This window comes from Desulfovibrio inopinatus DSM 10711, assembly GCF_000429305.1.
Taxonomy (GTDB): Bacteria; Desulfobacterota; Desulfovibrionia; order Desulfovibrionales; family Desulfovibrionaceae; genus Alteridesulfovibrio; species Alteridesulfovibrio inopinatus.
This window is the reverse complement of record NZ_KE386878.1, coordinates 145,627-163,876: the sequence shown is the minus strand read 5'-3', so window position 1 is coordinate 163,876 and position 18,250 is coordinate 145,627. Positions and strand designations below refer to the sequence as shown.

Sequence of the window (18,250 nt, the reverse complement as noted above, 5' to 3'; positions counted from 1 at the left end):
GGACCGCTCTTCTATGTCTCCATCACCATCCGACCATCGCACTCACGAGGATGAATTCGTCCAAATTAAAGGGATCTTCTCAAAAATGTCGGAACAGGACTGCATACCAGGCCAAGCCAACACACAATCCAAGCTCTGGTTTGGAAAAAGTATTGATGCCGATACGGTAATGTTACAAGAACTTGATGCCAACCAGACACCGACCGGGACACAGATCGTCAAAAAGCGAAATGATTTTTTTAGAGAATTCGTGTTGGAACCCGAACTTGGTTACAAATTTCTCACTCAACGGGTTGCACAAGGTGATTTTTATCGCAAACAACAGATGCATGCCGAAGCACAGATTGAATATCAACATGTCCTCAAAATCGACGTCGAGAATATACGTGCCATGTTCGGCCTTGGGCTCGTGTATCTCTCGATGAACCAGACGGGGAAGGGAAAATATATCTTTAAACGTCTCGTCGCACTCGATGAGAGCTTTGAAGAACAACACAAGCATCTCTTCAATGAATTCGGCATTGGATTACGCAAAAAAGGCCTCTACAATGAAGCGCTTGAATATTACTCTCGGGCCTTCGCTTTAAGCCCCGATGATGAACATCTCTGTCTCAACATGGCTCGGGCCAGCTTTGAAAAAGGCGCGTTTGACGATGCCTTTCTTCATCTCAAAAAATCCTGCGAGCTGAATCCTCACTTTGAACAAGCCAAAATGTTTGTGTCCTACCTTAAAAAAGCGGGACATGCCCCAACTGACCCGGAACTCGCCAATTTTTTTGGAATTCGCCCACGAAAAAGACGAACTCGTCAACGAACATCGCGCATGGATTGATGGACAGAGGGGAAGAAGCAAGTACGTTGTGGTGCCTAAATATCTTTCCGGGACTGTGACGCCGTCTTTGAACACCTCCGAGACTCATCTGGTCGATGGGTGCTTGGCGCCCAATCCATTCCAAATATTTTTTTAAACAATACCTTGGCCTCTTCAAAATGAGAATTCATCTCCAGGCATCGCGTGATATGGACGTTGGAGTTCTGCAAATCGCCAAGGATATAATATGCCTTGGCTATGTTGTAATAGATATTCTCGTCGTCCGGGGTGAGCTGTAGTGCTTGCTGATAGGCGTGGAGCGCACCGGGAAGGTCGCCAAGTCGCCTGAGCTTAACTCCTAATGAATTGAATGGATTCGGTGTTTTATTATCGTATTTGAGAATATCGACAAACGCTTCTTTGGCTTCCTCTAAGCGGTTGAATTCGGCAAAAATCTCTGAAGCTTTCTGCAAATAGTAGCGATAATTTTCCGTATCGCTTTTTGCCATATATGCCTCTGCAAGCCCTTTATAGGCATCAGCATATAAATCATTTATTTTAATAGCTTTTTTAAATGCTACAATTGCTTGTCCATAATTTTGCTCTACCAACATTCTGCATCCTAAGTCGTAGAACTGCTGGGCTTCATTGTGTTCGGAGACAATTTCTTCGAACGCTTCAATGGCATCATCGTATTCACCAAGTTTTAACAGTTCTCGAGCATCGCTGAGCTGCTCTTCCTCAATTTCGTTGATGCGATCGATTTGCAATGCCCATGAAAGGTGACGCTTGTACGTCTCAAGAGAATATGGTCGGAGAATATACCCATCACAGCCAGCTGTAATGGCGTCCAGGACTTTATGCTTGTGTCCCTCATTCGTCACCATAACGACAGGAGTACGTTTGAGTTTCATGTTTTGACGAAGCAGCTTCAGCAACTTAATTCCATCCATGTCTTCCAACATGGTATCAAGCAAAACCATATCAGCTGTTTGGCTATTGAGAAAATCAATAGCCTCTGTTGCACTCGTCAATGCGACAACCTGTCGAGGAGCAAACATTTTGATACTCGTGCGATCAAGACGTAAATGCTCTTCTTTGTCACTCAAGAGTAAGACGGTATTAAACTGTAACGAATAATCTCGCATGGCCATTCAAATAATAGAGTCCTTATATTGCAATCAATTACGCGGCTGCGGCTTGCTGTTGAAGATCATGCACAAGCGCACTTTTCAGATGCCCTAATTCTGGGGCTTTGGGAAGCAAATCCGTCAAGCTCTCCAAATATCCTCGTTCAAGATATATTCGACTGCTCTCCGCAAAATTAAGGTCATACACCCAACTCAAGAGCAGCAGTTTAAAATCATTAACATACTGCATCATACTGTACTCACCAATCGCTTTCTTTTGAATTTGCTCCACAATACAGGATGTAAAACGCTGTGGATTATCTTTCACACCAAGCACGACAACATCACTCTTTTTCCCGTGAGGATCAAAATGCTCCAACATGATACTCACGATATCAAGTTTGTCTGCATCTCTGACAACGCCTACCATCGTTTCCAGTTCATGGCCGGACAAGGGAGGAACACAACGCTTGTTGTGCATGGCAATAGAAGACAAAATATATCCACGCTGGCGACTATCGAACATATCAAGTAAATGTGTTTTTTTGAGAACGGAAACACCAAGAATGCCATGATTTATCGATTCAGAATCCTTAAAAGTTTTAAAACGGCGATATTGAGAAAAGCGACCAATGTCGTGATACAAGGCTGCGACACGGCATAATAAACGAATCTCTTCACTCAACGGCAAAGAATCAAGAATACGCGTCGCCTCTTTCATCACACGAAGAGAATGGTCGTACTTCAGTTCAATGTGTTGAATATCTTCCGTCGATCCCTGACGAAACTCTTCAACGTACTCATCAAATCGTTGAACGAATCCATGGAACTCACAAGACATGTCCTCACCGGAGAACAGCGAGTCAGTGATGTTCATTTTCGTTTCTCCTCGAATTCTTGATCAAGTTTTTTCAGTTCTTCCGGAGGGAGATCGAATTCCTTATCTCTCAAAGGACCTCCCGGCCCGAAAAGGAAACGGAGCATCAGTGCGATAAATGCAAAAATTATCGCAATAAACCCATATTTGAGGACAACAGACCAAAAACCTTCGCTATACCCGGGACCAAAAGGCCACGTGTTGGGAAGACTGACATCGGGGAGGATGCTTTTTGACGCCTGGGCTAAGAACTGCAGCATGATATCATATCTCCATTTTCCCTGTGCGTAAGAGAATAAACACAGTAGGCACCAGGGAAATACAAACTGGCCCACTGGCTGGCAAGGGTGTATCCTGATATTGATTTCGATTTCGAGAGCAGATAGTCTGACTAACAGATGTGTCTTGGCTCTCCTACCCAATTTTTGGGGAGCAATAATTTGCTCTTCTCATATCCGATCACTGTATTGAGACCCTTTTAAGTTGCAAAAAGCATTTTTTTCTATCATAGAAACAAAAGGCATTATGGGCTGAAATGTGGAGGATACAATGCGAGCCTTGGTCGTTGAAGACGATTTTACGAGTAGAAAGCTTTTACAAAAAATACTTTCTCCCTTCGGAGAAGTGGATATCGCCGTTAATGGGCTGGAAGCCATTGACGCGTTTAAGCTGGCTCTGTCCGAAAAGAGGCCATATGATCTTATTTGCATGGACATTATGATGCCTGAAATGGATGGCCAACAAGCCCTCAAACAAGTTCGGGCGATCGAAAAAGAGCGAGATATTGCGCCTTCAGACGAAGTCAAAGTTGTCATGACCACCGCGCTTGATGACCCCAAGAATGTGGTTGAGGCCTATTACAAAGGAGGTGCAACCTCCTATGTTCCCAAGCCGATCGACAAACATATGTTGCTTCATCTCCTGAGAAATCTGAATATTATCGAATAATTCATTCGATCGAAGATATGCATATATCAAAAAAGCCGAAGGCCTTGACCGTCTTCGGCTTGTTGTTTTTGATAGGACATCCCAAACGCGTCGGGAGGATAGTATCATGAAAAAACATCCCCTCTTTATTACTCTGCAGTTTCATAACTTCTGTTCTGCTTTTACTGGCATCAATGACAATGCCAAATCCAAATCACGGAACGAAAAGAGCTCTTTTAACGTGAAGCGCTCCCCGTTTCGTTCTTCGATGTTGCCCAAAGCGGAAAAAACGTCATGCATTTCAACTTCGAGCCTGCCTCAAAACGCTCCAGGTCAACACGGTTTCACGGGCACAGGGATGCTCGGAAGCCTGCTTGCTGGCAGCTTCATTGGGTCTTGGCTGTCCGGAGGGGAATTTACAGGAATAAGCATTGTGGACATCGTTGTTGCGGCGCTTGTTATATTCCTCCTTTTTAAACTGTTTTCCAGAAAACGGCCGCAGCCACCGGAATCTCCCTACGAGACAACAGACCATATCCAAGAAAACACGACGCACGAGGAGAAACATTCTCCACCCCACTCCCCGCAGCAGCCGAGCCAGAACGTTTCTCCACCTCTCGACCCGGAAAAAGAAGCAGACCGCGAAGGATTGGAAACAGCGTACCGTGTTGCCGAATCTATGTGGCAACACTTGGAAACGCCGCAAAAACGACGTCCTGAAGACGGTACTCAGATGCCGGCGGGATTTGGTTCCGAACAAGAAACAACATACGATGCTCATCAATCGCAGACATCGATCAATGCAACGGGTGTGAAGGGATTTGATGAAGATGATTTTTTGCGCGGAGCCAAACTCTTTTATGCCAAGCTCCAGGAAGCATGGGATAGACGGAACCTGGAAGACATCCGTCCATACACAACCAATGAAGTTTTCCAAGAACTCTCTCAACAGGCCAAACAAGATCCTAAGCCGGGTCAAACCGATGTACTTCTTGTTAAAGCCAAGTTGATCAACTTGGAACAAAAGGATGGGGAAACACAGTGTGCGGTACAATATGATGCCATGCTTCGTGAAGATCCAACACAAGAAGCAACAAGCAATGTGAAGGAAATATGGCATTTTGTCCGCAGTGAATCTGCTCCTGGGGCGCTTTGGTTACTTGCTGGAATTGAGCAAGCTTAGATTGTCTTGCCGTCTTACGCTGGGGAGCGCTTTCAAGCCTCCCCAGCGAACAATATCTCACTCAAAATATCTGTAATCCGTTGACCACAAGGTCGTGCTTCAATTTTGATCGGAGGCCTTTACTGACGGGACCAGGCGCACCGTCCCCGATGGGCTTTCCATTGTATGTTACAATGCTCAACGCATCGGCGGTGGTTCCAAAAATAATAAATTCCCGAGCAGCGTAAATTTCTTCTTCCGATATAGTATGATAGCGGACGTCCATATCCTCTGAAGCTAATTCCAGCGCACGCATAAGCGTTGTGCCGGTCAGCGAATTGGTCATTTCCGGAATCACAAAGACACCATCTGCATCCACAATACAGACATTTTCGGTTGCGCCTTCAGCCAAAAAACCTTTTTCATCGAAGCACAGCGGGAAATCCGCTCCCTTAGCGTTGGCTTCTTTTTTCATGAGGACATTAGGCAGGTAATCAATAGATTTGATTTTGGCTAAATAGGTTTGTTTGGCTGGAATCGAGGCACGAATAGCACTCACACCACGAGTATAGATGGATTCCGCACGAGGAGTATATCGATAGGCCGCAATGTACAAACTCGTTGTTGGACATTCTTTGGGATCAATGCCGAATCCACCGGGCCCCCTGCCCAGCAAGACACGTAAAAGTCCGGTGCGTTCTTCCCCAGCTCGTGCAAGCTCGACGATAAATTCTTCGAGTTCTGAAAAGGAGCATGGCGGCTCAAGATCAATGGCTCGTGCAGACCGCTCCATGCGCTCCACGTGTTCACGCAACTGATAGAGGCGCCCCCCAACGTATTTCAACGTTTCGAACACTCCATCCCCGCGGTGAACAAGGTGGTCGTCCAACGGGAGCAGCATGAGTGCCGGATCCTTGCAAATACACCCCACTCGATGTTCGTAAAACGCTAACACCTTATCACCTCCCGGTCGGGGAAGGGAAAGCATGCGATTCAGATAGGTCTGGCTGTCGACGATGGTGGTCATACCCGTTCCTTCTGCCGTTGCATCTGCAACGCTCGGTCTTGAAATGAACGAAGGGCAGGCCCATTCGAAATCATCTTCGAATAGGACTACCCTCCGCATACACAATCATGATCTAAGCATTTTCCACAAAGAGAAAATGCCCATCATGATGGCGTTGATTATCCAAGAAGTTTCTTTTGCAAAAGAATCTCAGCAATCTGGACGGCATTCAAGGCTGCCCCCTTACGAATATTGTCGGCAACAACCCAGATGTCGAGTCCATTTTCCAGGCTGCGATCTTCGCGGATGCGACCCACAAAGACCGGATCCTGCCCTGCAGCGGTCAGCGCCATCGGGTATTCATTATTGCTGGGGTCGTCCATGACAACAATGCCCGGAGCCTTGGACAAAATGTCACGTGCTTCAGCAGCCGTCAATTTGCGTTCTGTTTCGATATTAACCGCTTCGCTGTGGCCGTAAAATACCGGGACACGCACCGTGGTCGCTGTGACCCGGATGCTATCGTCGCCCATGATTTTCTTCGTTTCCAGCATCATCTTTTCTTCTTCAAAGGTATACCCATCGTCGAGGAAACGATCGATGTGCGGCAAACAGTTGAATGCAATACGATGCGCATAAACATTCACAGGGATATCGCGATTGTTGTACATGGCACGAACCTGACCATCGAGTTCATCAATGGCTTTCTGCCCGGTTCCGGACACGGCCTGGTAGGTCGAGACAACAACGCGCTTGATGCGGGCAGCGTCATGAATCGGTTTCAGTGCAACCACCATTTGAATGGTCGAACAATTGGGGTTGGCAATGATACCTTTGTGGTTATCGAGATGGTCAGGGTTCACTTCGGGCACAACCAAGGGAACTTCCGGATCCATGCGCCACGCACTTGAATTATCAACAACAATACAACCCGCTTTTGCAGCATGGGGAGCAAAGGTTTTGGATGTACCTCCACCGGCGGAAAAAAGAGCCAAGTGAACGCCCTGAAAGGAATCTTCTTTCAATTCGGAGACAGGGAGTTCCTGACCTTTGTAAGGGACGGTTTTACCAACTGAACGTGAAGACGCCAGGGGAATAACCTTCGTTGCAGGGAAATTACGCATTTCGAGCGTCTTCAGCATTTCTCGGCCAACAGCGCCCGTGGCTCCGGCAACTGCCACCACTAATTCGCTTGCCATGTTCCTCTCCTTTCTATGGGAGGCTCCAACAATGGAGTCTCTAAATGATGATAGACGATACGCGGCTTCGCCGAACATTCCCTTACGGTGCTTTCTCCGCCTACGGCCGATTTCGTCTTTTTCCGTCTTTTCCGATATCGCCGAACTCGTCCGCAAGCAGTGCGACAACGGCCCGGTCGGCTTCAAGAAACGGCAACAGCGGTAACTGTCGTGGACGTTTCCAGCAGAGTTTCTGTCCTTCAAGCGCTTGGGGTTCTCCCGTGAACGCATGAACGTGAAAAAAATGCAGGCGAACCGCTACGTGGGCATAGCAATGCGTTATTTCTCGCCAAAAGGCAAACGTATCTACAGCAATACCGAGCTCTTCATGTAATTCGCGACACAATGCAGTGGAAAGCGCTTCACCCGGTTCCACCTTTCCACCGGGGAATTCCCATGCTCCAGCCTGCGATTTTCCGGGGGGACGAGTCACCGCAAGAATCTCTCCATGACGCCACAACACCCCTGCAACGACATCGATATACCGAGAAGACGATGACATCCTCACTCCGCTCCTAAGGCTTCCCGTTGCATTTCCAGGCGTTTCATATCGCTTTCAAGTGCATCCATACGCTCAAGGAGTTGTTCACTCTCTTCTCCCAGCGCATGATACGATTTACTCAGTTCCGTAAATCGGGCGGCATCGGCATATGTATCCGGATCAGCCATAATCTCTTCCATCGATGTTTGTTCCGCAAGAACGGTTTCTAAACGAACTTCGAGCTTTTCATATTCCGAGCGCAGTGGTTTCAGTTGACGATATATAGCATTACGCTCTTCGGCAATGCGACGTTTTCGTTCTTTATCATCCTTGCGTCCACCAGGACGCCCAGAATCGGTCGCGGTGTTTTGTCCATCGTCAGCCAAGGAACAGGCCCCAGCCGCTTCCTCCTTGAGCGCACGTTCATAATCGGCAAATCCACCCAGATGAACATCCACTCCATGAGGGCTTATGGCCCAAACTTCTTCAGCAACTTCCGACAACAAGTATCTATCGTGAGCAACAAATAAAATTGTTCCTTCGAAATCCAGCAACGCCTGCACCAGCCCTTCACGACTTTCCAGGTCGAGATGGTTGGTCGGTTCGTCCATGACGAAAAAATTCGATCGGGACAAGAACAGACTTGCCAGAACAAGCCGGCTTTTTTCTCCTCCGCTCAAACTCGCCACTCTTCGTTCAAAAAAAGACTCGCCGAGTAAAAACAATCCGAGGACTGAACAGAGTTCTTCATGCGTGGTCTTCGGGTCGGAAAGGCGTTTTATTTCCGACATCACCGTGGCTTCTGTATTGAGAATTTCCGTCTGATGCTGGCTAAAATACGCCATGTCGGTATTCGAACCCATTCGAATTTGTCCGGACCACGGTTTCAGATGTCCGCTAATGAGTTTGAGCAGTGTTGTTTTCCCGGCACCGTTTTTCCCAACCAGTGCCACTTTCTGACCACGGTACAGATTGAATCCGAAATTCGACCAGAGTGGCTTTGTGGGTTCAAAGCCGAATTCAAGCTCGGCAACGGATAAAACTGTTTTGTCGCTACGTCGAGGTTGTGGCAAACGAAATGCAAGTGTCTTTGGTGCTTTCGTTGCCGCTTCCTGCATTTTCGCAAGTTCTTCGCCAAGGCGTTCCGCATTTTTGAGCTTGCTTTGTGCCTGTCGAGCTTTGGTTGCTTTGTATCGAAACCGATCGACAAACATCATTTGCCGTTTGATACGTGCTTCCAGATTGGCGGCTTCACGCATCCGTTGCTCCTCGGTCTCTTTTCTCCAGGCAAGAAATTCTGTTAAATTCCCGGAACGATAAATCGGTCTTTCTTCTCCAAGAAATAACGTCGACGTTCCGATGCGATCCAAAAAGATTCGATCGTGAGCAACAAAGACCAAGACACCTTTGTAACACAAAAGGTATTGTTCCAACCATTCCACGGCTTCAAGATCAAGGTGGTTGGTCGGTTCGTCAAGAAGGAGAATATCGGCTCCAGCAACGAGAACACGAGCGAGCTTGGCCCGTTCGCGCCATCCCCCACTGAGATGCCGTACTGGTTCGGCTTTGGTTTTGTCTTCAAATCCCAACCCGTTCAGAATGGCCATGGCACGATGTTCGGGATTGTACCCAAGCATTGTTTCCAGCCGCGTTTGTTCTTCCGATAAGGCTGCTAATGTCCGTTCATCCTTGGCAGCCACGGCTTTATGCCACTTTTCCCAAAAGGTACTCCATGAGGGAAGACCGGACAGGACGAAATCGCACAAATTCGTTTCAAGATCTTTTTCCGTCAGTTCCTGAACAACATACCCAAGCCGAGCACCGGCCGAAAGGCTGATTCGGCCGGCATCGGCTTCAGATTCCCCGGCAATAAGCCGCAAGAGTGTACTTTTTCCGCAACCATTCGGTCCAACAACACTCACGCGAGAACCAGCCGCGATCTCCAGGCTAAAGTCGCGCAGGACATCACGGCCGCCAAAGCTTTTTGTCAGGGATTGAATACTAATTTTGGCCATAGCCTAGATCTGCTCAACGACCTTCTGGCCCATTTCACGGCACCCAATAAGGGTTTTCCCCGATTCCATGATGTCGCCAGTACGGTATCCGGCATCAAGCACGGCCGATACAGCATTTTCCACGGCCGCAGCTTCCTCTTCCAACGCAAAAGAAAAACGCAACATCATGGCGATGGACAAAATCGTCGCCAACGGATTGGCTTTATCCTGATCTGCAATATCCGGAGCCGAACCATGGATAGGTTCGTACAGCGCCAGTGTGCCATCCCCCATGGATGAGGACGGCAACATGCCGATGGAACCGGTGATAACAGCGGCTTCGTCGGAGAGGATGTCACCAAACAGGTTTTCCGTCACAATAACATCGAACTGTCCGGGATTTTGCACAAGCTGCATCGCTGCGTTGTCCACATACAGATGCGACAATTCGACATCGGGATAATTTTTGGATTCGTCGATGACGATCTCACGCCAGAGCTGGGAAACATCGAGAACATTGGCCTTATCGACCGAGCAAAGACGCTTGTTGCGCTTTTGAGCAGTCTCGAATCCAATCTTGGCGATACGACGAATTTCGGACTCGGAATAGACCATGGTGTTAAAGCCAAAGCGCTCACCGTTACGCACTTCCTGACCGCGAGGCTCACCAAAGTAGGCGCCACCGGTCAATTCACGAACGACCAGAACATCAAGGCCATCACGAACGACATCTGGATGCAAACGGCAGGCATTTTTGAGCTGGGGGAACAACTTGGCCGGGCGAAGGTTGGCGAACAGCCCCAATGCCTTACGGATGCCAAGCAGGCCTTTTTCCGGACGAATTGCAGGATCAATCGTATCCCACTTGGGACCACCGACTGCTCCGAGCAGAACAGCATCGGCTTCCTTGCATGCAGCAACCGTCGCGTCAGGCAGAGGGACGCCTTCGGCATCAATGGCTGCACCACCGATCAGGGCAGACGTCGTGGTAAAGGTGTGACCATATTTTTTTCCGACAGCATGCAGAACCAAAACGGCCTGTTCCACAATCTCCGGTCCAATACCGTCGCCCGGAAGGAGGCAAAGAGAAAATTGCATAATCGTATTCCTTAAATTGTTATAAACAGGACGCGGTCCTTCAAGGACCGCGTCCGAAACAGTTCTGGCAACACTTGGCTAGGCGCTGGCTAACCGATTTTTTACATATGGTACCAGCCCACCCTGATTCAAAATTTCCTGCATGAATGGGGGAACCGGTGCAGTCTTGATTTCAATGCCTTTGGTCAGGTTTTTGATAACCCCAGCTTTCGCATCAATTTCAAGTTCGTCGCCGTCGTCAATTTTGTCGATATCGTCGCCGAGTTCAAGCAGAATCAGCCCCATATTGAAGCCGTTTCTGTAAAAAATTCGGGCAAAATTTTTGGCCAACACCACTGGAATGCCCGCACCAAGGATGGCCAGAGGGGCATGCTCACGCGAAGAGCCGCACCCAAAATTTTCATCGGCAACCATGATGTCGCCTTTGGAAACGCGCGACACCCATCCGGCTTCAAGGCCTTCCATCAGACTTTTGCCGAGAACTTCGGTGTCCGTGGAGACCAGGAACCGGGCCGGAATGATGGCGTCCGTATCGATATGCGCGCCCACTTTATGGACTTTTCCCTTATACATGTGATCCTCCATTGGTCCCTTGGGCGGTTAGATGTCTTTCGGGTGGGTCAGATGTCCGGTGATGGCACTTGCCGCGGCAACAGCCGGGCTGGCCAAGTACACTTCACTTTCCAAGCTGCCCATACGTCCCTTGAAGTTACGGTTCGTCGTGGCCACAGCGCGTTCGCCGCCAGCCAGAATCCCCATATGACCACCTAAACAAGGACCGCATGTCGCAGGACCGACAACAGCATCGGCTTCCATAAAGGTTTCAATCAGTCCTTCTTTGAGCGCCTGCTTCCAAATGGCCGGCGTCGCGGGCAGAACAATGAGGCGAACGTTTTTATTCGCCTTCTTGCCTTTCAAGATGGCAGCAGCTTCACGCAAGTCTTCAATGCGGCCATTCGTGCAGGAACCGATGACAGCCTGATCAATGGTGATATCCGTGACATCTTCCACCGGTTTGACATTGTCGGGCAAGTGCGGACAAGCAATTTGCGGAGAAAGATCGGAGACGTCAATGGTCACTTCGCGGGCATAGACGGCACCTTCATCAGGAGTAAGCAGTTCCGTATCGTTGCGCCCGGCCTGCTTGGTGTACTCCAACGTTTTGGCATCAACCGGGAAGATACCGGCTTTGCCTCCGGCTTCGATGGCCATATTGGCAATGGTCATACGACCTTCCATGCTCAGTGCATCCACGACCGGACCGACAAATTCAAGCGCCATATAGCGAGCGCCGGAAACGCCGATTTCGCCAATCAGTTTGAGGATCAAATCTTTGGCATAGACATGTTTGGGCAGCGTCCCGGTAAATTCTACCTTGATGCACGGTGGTACCTTGAACCAGGTTTTACCCAGTGCCATGGCTCCAGCGATATCTGTCGAGCCCATGCCTGTCGCAAATGCACCGAGGCCACCGTATGTGCACGTATGGCTATCGGCACCGATGACGACATCATACGGGCCAACCAGGCCGATTTCAGGCAGCAGTGCGTGTTCAACTCCAACATTGCCGCCTTCGTAGTAATGGGTAATTCCCATCTTCTTGGCAAAATCACGCACGACTTTGACCTGTTCGGCCGAGTCGATGTCTTTGTTGGGTGTGAAATGGTCACACACAAGGGCTATTTTATCTTTATCGAAGACTTCCTTGGCTCCCATACGCTCAAATGACTTGATTGCCAAAGGAGCTGTGATGTCGTTGGCCAAAACAAGCGACACTTTACAGGACACAATCTGTCCGGCGCCGGTCACTTCGTCTGTCGTGTGCTTTTGCAGGATTTTTTCTGCCATAGTACGCGGCATTAGCGTTCCTCCTCTTTATTTACCAGGCTATTCAAGGCGTTGATATACGCATTGGCACTGGCCACAATGATATCGTCGTGAGAACCCCGTCCCACTGCGGTTCGACCATTTTCCTCAACCCGCACCGTCACTTCACCTTGGGCGTCAGTTCCACCGGTTATGGCGTTAACGGCATATTGCAAGAGTGTCGGAGTACGGCCGGTCATTTCTGCTATAACTTTAAAAGCGGCGTCAACCGGTCCGGCGCCGAAATTGGTATGCTTTTTTTCAACGCCGTCAACTTTCATCACAACAGCCGCATTCGGCGGCATGGGCGTATTTCCAGAATGCACGGCGATGTATCCGAGTTCGAACTTCTTGTCGGCTTTCTCTCCTCGGTAGACCTTCTCCAAAATCAATGCTTCGACATCTTCGTCATAGATTTTGGCTTTCCGGTCGGCCAATTCTTTGACAGCCTCAAAAACCGTATTGAGATTTTCTTCTGTCAGCCATTTGAATCCCAACTCTTCGACTTTCGATTTCAAGGCATGGCGGCCCGAATGCTTGCCAATAACCAAATCGGTTCCCTTGCGACCGATGCTTTCGGGAGTCATGATTTCGTAGGTCTGCCGATTCTTGAGCATTCCGTCTTGGTGAATGCCGGATTCGTGAGCAAACGCGTTGCCACCGACAATGGCTTTATACGGCGGAATGGGCTGCCCGATAATGTGTGACAACAAGCGACAAGACGGAAAAATCTCATTTATTTTAATGTTATTTTTCAAATTGTATGTGTCACGACGTGTGTCGAGTGCCATAATGAGCTCTTCCAATGCGGCGTTTCCGGCACGTTCTCCGATCCCGGTCAGCGTGACTTCAGCCTGTCTGGCCCCGGCATGAATAGCAGCCAAAGAATTGGCTACCGCCAACCCGAGGTCATTATGGCAGTGTACGCTGATCGTGGCTTTGTCGATATTGGAGATGTTCTTTTTCAAATATTGAATCAATTCCGAATATTCATGCGGCTGAATGTATCCGACCGTATCGGGAACATTGATCGTCGTCGCACCGCAATCAATCACTTCAGTAAAAATTCTTACGAGAAAATCCCAATCTGAACGAGAAGCATCTTCCGCTGAGAATTCGACATTTTTCGTCAAGGATACTGCATGGGAAACAGCCGCCTTGGCCATTTCAACAACCTGATCAGGCGTTTTGCCCAATTTGTGTTTCATGTGAATTTCAGAAGTCGCAATAAACGTATGAATGCGCGGATACTTCGCTTCTTTGACAGCCTCGTAAGCCCGGTCAATATCGTTTTTAAGCGCCCGGCACAAACCGGCAACCTGCGGTTTGGTTACAGCCGCGGCAATGGCCTGTACGGCTTCGAAATCTCCCTCACTGGCAGCAGGAAACCCGGCTTCGATGATATCGACACCAAGCGATTCGAGTTGCCGAGCCAAACGCACTTTTTCTTTTTGGTTCATCGTGGCGCCGGGAGATTGTTCGCCATCACGCAACGTCGTATCAAAAATCAAAACGGTATCAGACATGATTATCCCCTTTCTGACATTTCAGTAGATAGGTACACGTAACGTATGGACACAGCTGACTAGCGTGAAGCAGTGTCCGTACGTAGCCGACGGACGGTCCAATGACAATAGGTCACCGGTATGGGTGGGGTAATGTTATGAGAGCTCGCTGGTGAGCCCCCGTAGGAGCTTACGGCAAGGTAGGATAATATACGCCCGGATGGGACCGGACAAGAGGTAGCCCAGGAACAGGGCGAAGCCCAAAACAGCAGGCTGTGAGGCAATGAGAACGAAGAGCAACAACACCGAGACCATGGTGCTGAATGGATGAGCTTTGATGAGACCAAAGTCCTTGAAGGAAAAAAACCGAATACGGCTGACCATCATGTACGCCAAGACAAACACCAGCGCGAGACAAAAACCCGAAATATAGCTTTCCGGAATGTCTATCGATGTCTGCCGCAACCAGGAGACAAAGAAAACGAACGAGGCCAATGTACATCCGGCTGCCGGAATGGGCAAACCGACAAAGTACTTATTACAGCCTTTGGTCGTTTTTGATGCTTGAACATTGAACCTCGCCAAACGCAAGGCTCCACATGCTACCAACAAAAACGAAGCCATTACACCGAGACGACCATACGAACCGAGCATCCATTCGTGAACCATAACCGCGGGCGTGACACCAAAAGCCACGACATCAGCTAAAGAATCGAATTGGACACCGAATTCACTTGTCGCTCCAGTCAAACGCGCAACTTTACCATCCAGCCCGTCGAACAAACAACTTGCCAAAATAGCTGCGGAACACCACTCGAAATGGCCTTCAAGCGCCCAAAGCAACCCGACGAAAGCCGCAAACAGGCTTCCAGTCGTGAGCAAATTTGGGAGGATGTAAACGCCACGGCGTGTCGGGCGTTCGGCCAATTCGTGCATGTTCAACTCGTTTTTACGTTTTTCTCGATCAGACTTTTTTTGCAAGGACAGTCTGACCGGCGACTACATGTTGTCCAAGTGTTACAGCCTCGTGATAACCATGTGGCAGATAAACGTCAACCCTTGATCCCAGTTTAATCATCCCAAAACGGCCTCCACGCGAAACGATGTCCCCCACCTGGGCATGACATACAATACGACGGGCCAGAAGACCGGCAATTTGTACTACGGTCCAATCCTGATCGTCTTCGTCTCGAACAACGATCGTATTCCGTTCATTGTGCTTGGAGGCCTTATCAAGAGAGGCATTGAAAAATTTGCCAGGATGATACCGGATATCGGCCACGGAACCATCTACAGGCGATCGGTTTACGTGGACATTGAAGACATTCATAAAGGTACAGATCACCGTGCGTTCTTCGTTGCTGATGGGGTCGATTTCGCGTTCGATGCGAACGATCTTCCCATCGGCAGGAGCAACAGCAAGACCTGCCCCATGCGGAATGATCCGTGAAGGGTCACGAAAGAAGTTAACCATAAGAAGCAGGCCAACAAGAAGGATAACGGTCAAAAATGTCCACCCGAGCAGGGCCGAGACGATAACGGCCGTCGTCAACGTAAAAACAGGCCTTGCGCCTTCAGGAGCAAACTCGATGGATGGTTTTTGCATGGATCCTCCGGTTGTAGACGTCAGATACGCTTATTGCGCGCACATGCCGCCAGATCAAACAAAGCGAATGAGGCGGACATGCCGCCGGGACCGCTCTTGTATGTATGATCGGGCGCGTTGACAACCCAAAGGAGACAAAAAATGCAAAAAACGTCACGACTCGAAAATTCTTCCGAAAAGACGAGGCACGTATTCCCCGACAATGCGAGGACATATCTGTTCAAAATCGGGCTCATGAAGAGCGGGCACCGTGTTCAAGTCGTCCAGTAACGACGCCCACCCTTTCATCGTAAGAAATCCTACGGAGTCGCTGCCGACTCGCATCAATCGAAAAAACTTAGTAATATCCTGCAACATGCGCATCGGGACGGCCAGACTCTTCCTGCAGCGCTTGGCAATGAACGCACAGCATTGCCGTAGGTTGCGCTTTGAGGCGGGCCAACGCAATATCGTCTCCACATTCATCGCATATTCCATAAGATCCTTCATCGAAGCGCGCCAAAGCATCTTCGATGCGCGCGGCCATTTCGCGATCGCGTTCCCGTAAAAGTAAAACAAAATTGCGGTCAGACTCATAACTCGCCCTGTCATTAGGGTCTGCGCATACATCTTGCGGCGAAGATAAACCAAGCAGGGACTCACTCCCCTTTTGCTGAATTTCGTCCAACTTCCCCTTAAGGATACTGCGCAAAACATCAAGATCATCACGGACCATGTTGTCCTCCCAGGCAGACGGTTGAAAGCCCAATTCCCATGAGCGCACCGAAAATTACGGTACTGTCCTTTTCTTTGCCTTAAAGGATTTGCCTACATTCCGTGATGAGCATGTTTCAAATGAATGAAGACTCTGTTACGCTCAAAAGAATTTCCTTGGATGTATCTCTCGACAGAAACACCTTTTTTCCTTGGAACTCCTTAAGTCAACTACATAATTTTCGGTTGCCATTCTATTAGAAAGTTTTTAATTTACTAAGAATGTATTCCAGATTCACTAAACTTGTTCTTTCGCCCATGTTCCTCTTGAAAATACTTATCATTCACCATAAACGTTTTTTTCTGGCTTCATAGCTCTTTTAAAGCCTCATGCCGGATTACTCTTGATTGAATATGACAAACGAATGATCGAAAAAACAGCGATTTTCAGAATCATTCTACTCGAAAAGAGACGATATGCGCCCCAAACAGTATGACGAAGACGTTCGAGATTTCATTCAGAATCGGCGAGGCATCCTTCTTGTTCTGAGCCCAGATCAACTATTTATTAAAAATCTACGCGCAACCCTTGTTCGGCACCTTCTCATCAAAGAAGACTGTGTTCGTAACATTGCAGGGCCGGATATGTTACAGAAGGAACTCAAAAAAGCTGCATCGGAATCACGAAATATTGTCTTTTTCATTGAGCGTGAGTTCAATGGTCGGCCAACAACCGATCTCATTCAGTATATCAAAAACGATTTTCGGGAGATGTTTATTATTGTGTTAACGAATGAAGTAGCCCGGGAAAAACTCATTCTCCTCCACGAGGTGGGCGCCGAAAATTTCATTACCAAACCGATTTCGCCTGATACACTCATAGAGAAAATTGCCTTTACGGTACGTCCTCGAGGTCAGATCGGAGAACTCATTGAAGCGGGCAAACAGTTTCTCGAACTGCAACAATTCGAACGCGCCGTTGAAATTGGAAAAAAAGTCCTTGAAATAAAAGAAAATAGCCCATCGGGATATATTTTGCTCGGCGATGCGTTCCGTGGACTTGGCAAAAAAGATCAAGCCCTCGCCGCTTACACGCAGGCATCGAAAAGCGCGAAACTCTATCTTGAACCCCTCAAGCGCATTGCTCTCGTCCATAAAGAAGAAGGAAACGTTCAAGAAGAACAAAAGTATCTCGAACAACTCGATAAACTCAGTCCACTCAATATTGAACGCAAGGTGAGTATTGGAGCCAATTTTATCAAGCTTGGGCAAGAGGACAAAGCCAAAACCGTTTTCGATTCTGCTCTCAAACTCGCCACGAAAGAAGCGATGTCTTCCATTAGTAAGGTGAGCCGAGCGATTGCAGAACAATGTATGCAAACCAATCCGAAATTGTCCGAACATTACTTACGCCAGACGCTTGAAGCCAAGGCCAATTTCCTCGATAAGTCTGACATCGATACCTTTAACCGCTTAGGCATCACCTTGCGCCGACAAGGCCGTTGGGAAGATTCCATTACGGAATATCGCAAAGCGCTCAAAATTTCGCCGAATGATCCCGGGCTCTATTACAATATCGCGATGGCATTCACGGAAGGAAAAAACTATCAAGAAGCATATAACCATCTGGTCAAGGCGATCAAAATCAATCCTCAAATCCATCGAACAAGCGAGACGGTATGCTACAATATCGCTGCGGTGTTTCATCGTGCAGACAAAAAAGACCTCGCCTTGGAATATGCGCAATACACGCTTAAGATGAAACCCAACTTCACCAAGGCCATGACCTTATTACGCGAAATTCAACAATCGCAATAGCCCGTCTTTCTTCTTTTCGAACCATACCGGCCAGTTCG

18 protein-coding genes are annotated in these 18,250 nt (G+C 48.4%); 4 read left to right on the top strand and 14 right to left on the bottom strand.

The annotated features are described in order from the left end of the window. Nucleotides 1–13 precede the first annotated feature (13 nt). Nucleotides 14–832 (top strand): tetratricopeptide repeat protein, encoded by an 819-nt coding sequence (locus G451_RS30935; RefSeq protein ID WP_156921758.1) that lies wholly within the window; start codon nucleotides 14–16, stop codon nucleotides 830–832. A gap of 35 nt (nucleotides 833–867) precedes the next feature. Here the strand turns inward: G451_RS30935 and G451_RS30930 are convergent, their stop codons facing one another. From G451_RS30930 to G451_RS0121220, 3 genes are read right to left on the bottom strand one after another with little or no spacing between them, the layout of a single operon-like run. Further along, nucleotides 868–1,959, bottom strand: coding sequence for a tetratricopeptide repeat protein (locus G451_RS30930; protein WP_034643477.1), 1,092 nt, complete (start codon nucleotides 1,957–1,959; stop codon nucleotides 868–870). Nucleotides 1,960–1,996: 37 nt separating this feature from the next. After that, nucleotides 1,997–2,818, bottom strand: a complete 822-nt coding sequence (locus tag G451_RS30925; protein ID WP_084448704.1) for an HD domain-containing protein — start codon at nucleotides 2,816–2,818, stop codon at nucleotides 1,997–1,999. Next, entirely contained in the window at nucleotides 2,815–3,078 is a 264-nt protein-coding gene (locus G451_RS0121220; RefSeq protein ID WP_027185812.1) for a hypothetical protein, read from the bottom strand. Before G451_RS0121220 ends, G451_RS30925 begins: the two co-directional genes overlap by 4 nt. A gap of 289 nt (nucleotides 3,079–3,367) precedes the next feature. Between G451_RS0121220 and G451_RS0121215 the strand changes: the two genes are divergently transcribed. Together G451_RS0121215 and G451_RS33245 are read left to right on the top strand one after the other, a co-directional pair. Beyond that, on the top strand, nucleotides 3,368–3,766 hold the full coding sequence (locus G451_RS0121215) for a response regulator (protein WP_027185811.1): 399 nt from the start codon (nucleotides 3,368–3,370) through the stop codon (nucleotides 3,764–3,766). A gap of 106 nt (nucleotides 3,767–3,872) precedes the next feature. Then, a complete protein-coding gene (locus G451_RS33245) occupies nucleotides 3,873–4,928 on the top strand; it encodes a TIM44-like domain-containing protein (RefSeq protein WP_027185810.1) in 1,056 nt (351 codons plus the stop codon). Between the two features lie 61 nt (nucleotides 4,929–4,989). On the opposite strand, the gene G451_RS0121200 is transcribed toward G451_RS33245, so the two are convergent. From G451_RS0121200 to G451_RS0121145, 11 genes are all read right to left on the bottom strand, one after another. Continuing rightward, nucleotides 4,990–5,934, bottom strand: a complete 945-nt coding sequence (locus G451_RS0121200; protein ID WP_027185809.1) for an aminotransferase class IV — start codon at nucleotides 5,932–5,934, stop codon at nucleotides 4,990–4,992. Between the two features lie 158 nt (nucleotides 5,935–6,092). After that, complete coding sequence (locus tag G451_RS0121195; RefSeq protein WP_027185808.1) at nucleotides 6,093–7,112, bottom strand: aspartate-semialdehyde dehydrogenase; 1,020 nt, start codon at nucleotides 7,110–7,112, stop codon at nucleotides 6,093–6,095. A gap of 100 nt (nucleotides 7,113–7,212) precedes the next feature. After that, nucleotides 7,213–7,653 carry a (deoxy)nucleoside triphosphate pyrophosphohydrolase gene (locus G451_RS30915; protein ID WP_034643356.1) on the bottom strand — a complete coding sequence of 147 codons (441 nt, stop codon included), beginning with the start codon at nucleotides 7,651–7,653 and terminating at the stop codon, nucleotides 7,213–7,215. Between the two features lie 2 nt (nucleotides 7,654–7,655). After that, nucleotides 7,656–9,647 (bottom strand): ribosomal protection-like ABC-F family protein, encoded by a 1,992-nt coding sequence (abc-f, locus tag G451_RS0121185; RefSeq protein WP_027185807.1) that lies wholly within the window; start codon nucleotides 9,645–9,647, stop codon nucleotides 7,656–7,658. Between the two features lie 3 nt (nucleotides 9,648–9,650). Beyond that, nucleotides 9,651–10,724, bottom strand: a complete 1,074-nt coding sequence (gene leuB / locus G451_RS0121180) for a 3-isopropylmalate dehydrogenase (RefSeq protein ID WP_027185806.1) — start codon at nucleotides 10,722–10,724, stop codon at nucleotides 9,651–9,653. Nucleotides 10,725–10,802: 78 nt separating this feature from the next. Continuing rightward, entirely contained in the window at nucleotides 10,803–11,297 is a 495-nt protein-coding gene (locus G451_RS0121175) for a 3-isopropylmalate dehydratase small subunit (protein ID WP_027185805.1), read from the bottom strand. Nucleotides 11,298–11,324: 27 nt separating this feature from the next. Next, nucleotides 11,325–12,584, bottom strand: a complete 1,260-nt coding sequence (leuC, locus tag G451_RS0121170) for a 3-isopropylmalate dehydratase large subunit (protein ID WP_027185804.1) — start codon at nucleotides 12,582–12,584, stop codon at nucleotides 11,325–11,327. Then, entirely contained in the window at nucleotides 12,584–14,116 is a 1,533-nt protein-coding gene (locus G451_RS0121165) for a 2-isopropylmalate synthase (protein WP_027185803.1), read from the bottom strand. The genes leuC and G451_RS0121165 overlap by 1 nt, the downstream gene beginning before the upstream one ends. Nucleotides 14,117–14,251: 135 nt before the next feature. Further along, nucleotides 14,252–15,031 (bottom strand): CDP-diacylglycerol--serine O-phosphatidyltransferase, encoded by a 780-nt coding sequence (gene pssA / locus G451_RS0121160; RefSeq protein WP_027185802.1) that lies wholly within the window; start codon nucleotides 15,029–15,031, stop codon nucleotides 14,252–14,254. 28 nt (nucleotides 15,032–15,059) lie between these two features. Then, nucleotides 15,060–15,701, bottom strand: a complete 642-nt coding sequence (locus tag G451_RS0121155) for a phosphatidylserine decarboxylase family protein (RefSeq protein ID WP_027185801.1) — start codon at nucleotides 15,699–15,701, stop codon at nucleotides 15,060–15,062. A gap of 337 nt (nucleotides 15,702–16,038) precedes the next feature. Then, nucleotides 16,039–16,416, bottom strand: a complete 378-nt coding sequence (locus tag G451_RS0121145; protein WP_027185799.1) for a TraR/DksA family transcriptional regulator — start codon at nucleotides 16,414–16,416, stop codon at nucleotides 16,039–16,041. A gap of 455 nt (nucleotides 16,417–16,871) precedes the next feature. On the opposite strand from G451_RS0121145, the gene G451_RS0121140 reads away from it, so the two are divergent. Next, nucleotides 16,872–18,212 carry a tetratricopeptide repeat protein gene (locus tag G451_RS0121140; protein WP_027185798.1) on the top strand — a complete coding sequence of 447 codons (1,341 nt, stop codon included), beginning with the start codon at nucleotides 16,872–16,874 and terminating at the stop codon, nucleotides 18,210–18,212. The last annotated feature ends 38 nt before the right edge of the window (nucleotides 18,213–18,250 follow it).

Coding starts and splice junctions, on each gene's coding strand:
- G451_RS30935 (WP_156921758.1), top strand. CDS start 14: ATGTCTCCATCACCATCCGACCATCGCACTCACGAGGATGAATTCGTC.
- G451_RS30930 (WP_034643477.1), bottom strand. CDS start 1,959: ATGCGAGATTATTCGTTACAGTTTAATACCGTCTTACTCTTGAGTGAC.
- G451_RS30925 (WP_084448704.1), bottom strand. CDS start 2,818: ATGAACATCACTGACTCGCTGTTCTCCGGTGAGGACATGTCTTGTGAG.
- G451_RS0121220 (WP_027185812.1), bottom strand. CDS start 3,078: ATGCTGCAGTTCTTAGCCCAGGCGTCAAAAAGCATCCTCCCCGATGTC.
- G451_RS0121215 (WP_027185811.1), top strand. CDS start 3,368: ATGCGAGCCTTGGTCGTTGAAGACGATTTTACGAGTAGAAAGCTTTTA.
- G451_RS33245 (WP_027185810.1), top strand. CDS start 3,873: ATGAAAAAACATCCCCTCTTTATTACTCTGCAGTTTCATAACTTCTGT.
- G451_RS0121200 (WP_027185809.1), bottom strand. CDS start 5,934: ATGACCACCATCGTCGACAGCCAGACCTATCTGAATCGCATGCTTTCC.
- G451_RS0121195 (WP_027185808.1), bottom strand. CDS start 7,112: ATGGCAAGCGAATTAGTGGTGGCAGTTGCCGGAGCCACGGGCGCTGTT.
- G451_RS30915 (WP_034643356.1), bottom strand. CDS start 7,653: ATGTCATCGTCTTCTCGGTATATCGATGTCGTTGCAGGGGTGTTGTGG.
- abc-f (WP_027185807.1), bottom strand. CDS start 9,647: ATGGCCAAAATTAGTATTCAATCCCTGACAAAAAGCTTTGGCGGCCGT.
- leuB (WP_027185806.1), bottom strand. CDS start 10,724: ATGCAATTTTCTCTTTGCCTCCTTCCGGGCGACGGTATTGGACCGGAG.
- G451_RS0121175 (WP_027185805.1), bottom strand. CDS start 11,297: ATGTATAAGGGAAAAGTCCATAAAGTGGGCGCGCATATCGATACGGAC.
- leuC (WP_027185804.1), bottom strand. CDS start 12,584: ATGCCGCGTACTATGGCAGAAAAAATCCTGCAAAAGCACACGACAGAC.
- G451_RS0121165 (WP_027185803.1), bottom strand. CDS start 14,116: ATGTCTGATACCGTTTTGATTTTTGATACGACGTTGCGTGATGGCGAA.
- pssA (WP_027185802.1), bottom strand. CDS start 15,031: ATGCACGAATTGGCCGAACGCCCGACACGCCGTGGCGTTTACATCCTC.
- G451_RS0121155 (WP_027185801.1), bottom strand. CDS start 15,701: ATGCAAAAACCATCCATCGAGTTTGCTCCTGAAGGCGCAAGGCCTGTT.
- G451_RS0121145 (WP_027185799.1), bottom strand. CDS start 16,416: ATGGTCCGTGATGATCTTGATGTTTTGCGCAGTATCCTTAAGGGGAAG.
- G451_RS0121140 (WP_027185798.1), top strand. CDS start 16,872: ATGCGCCCCAAACAGTATGACGAAGACGTTCGAGATTTCATTCAGAAT.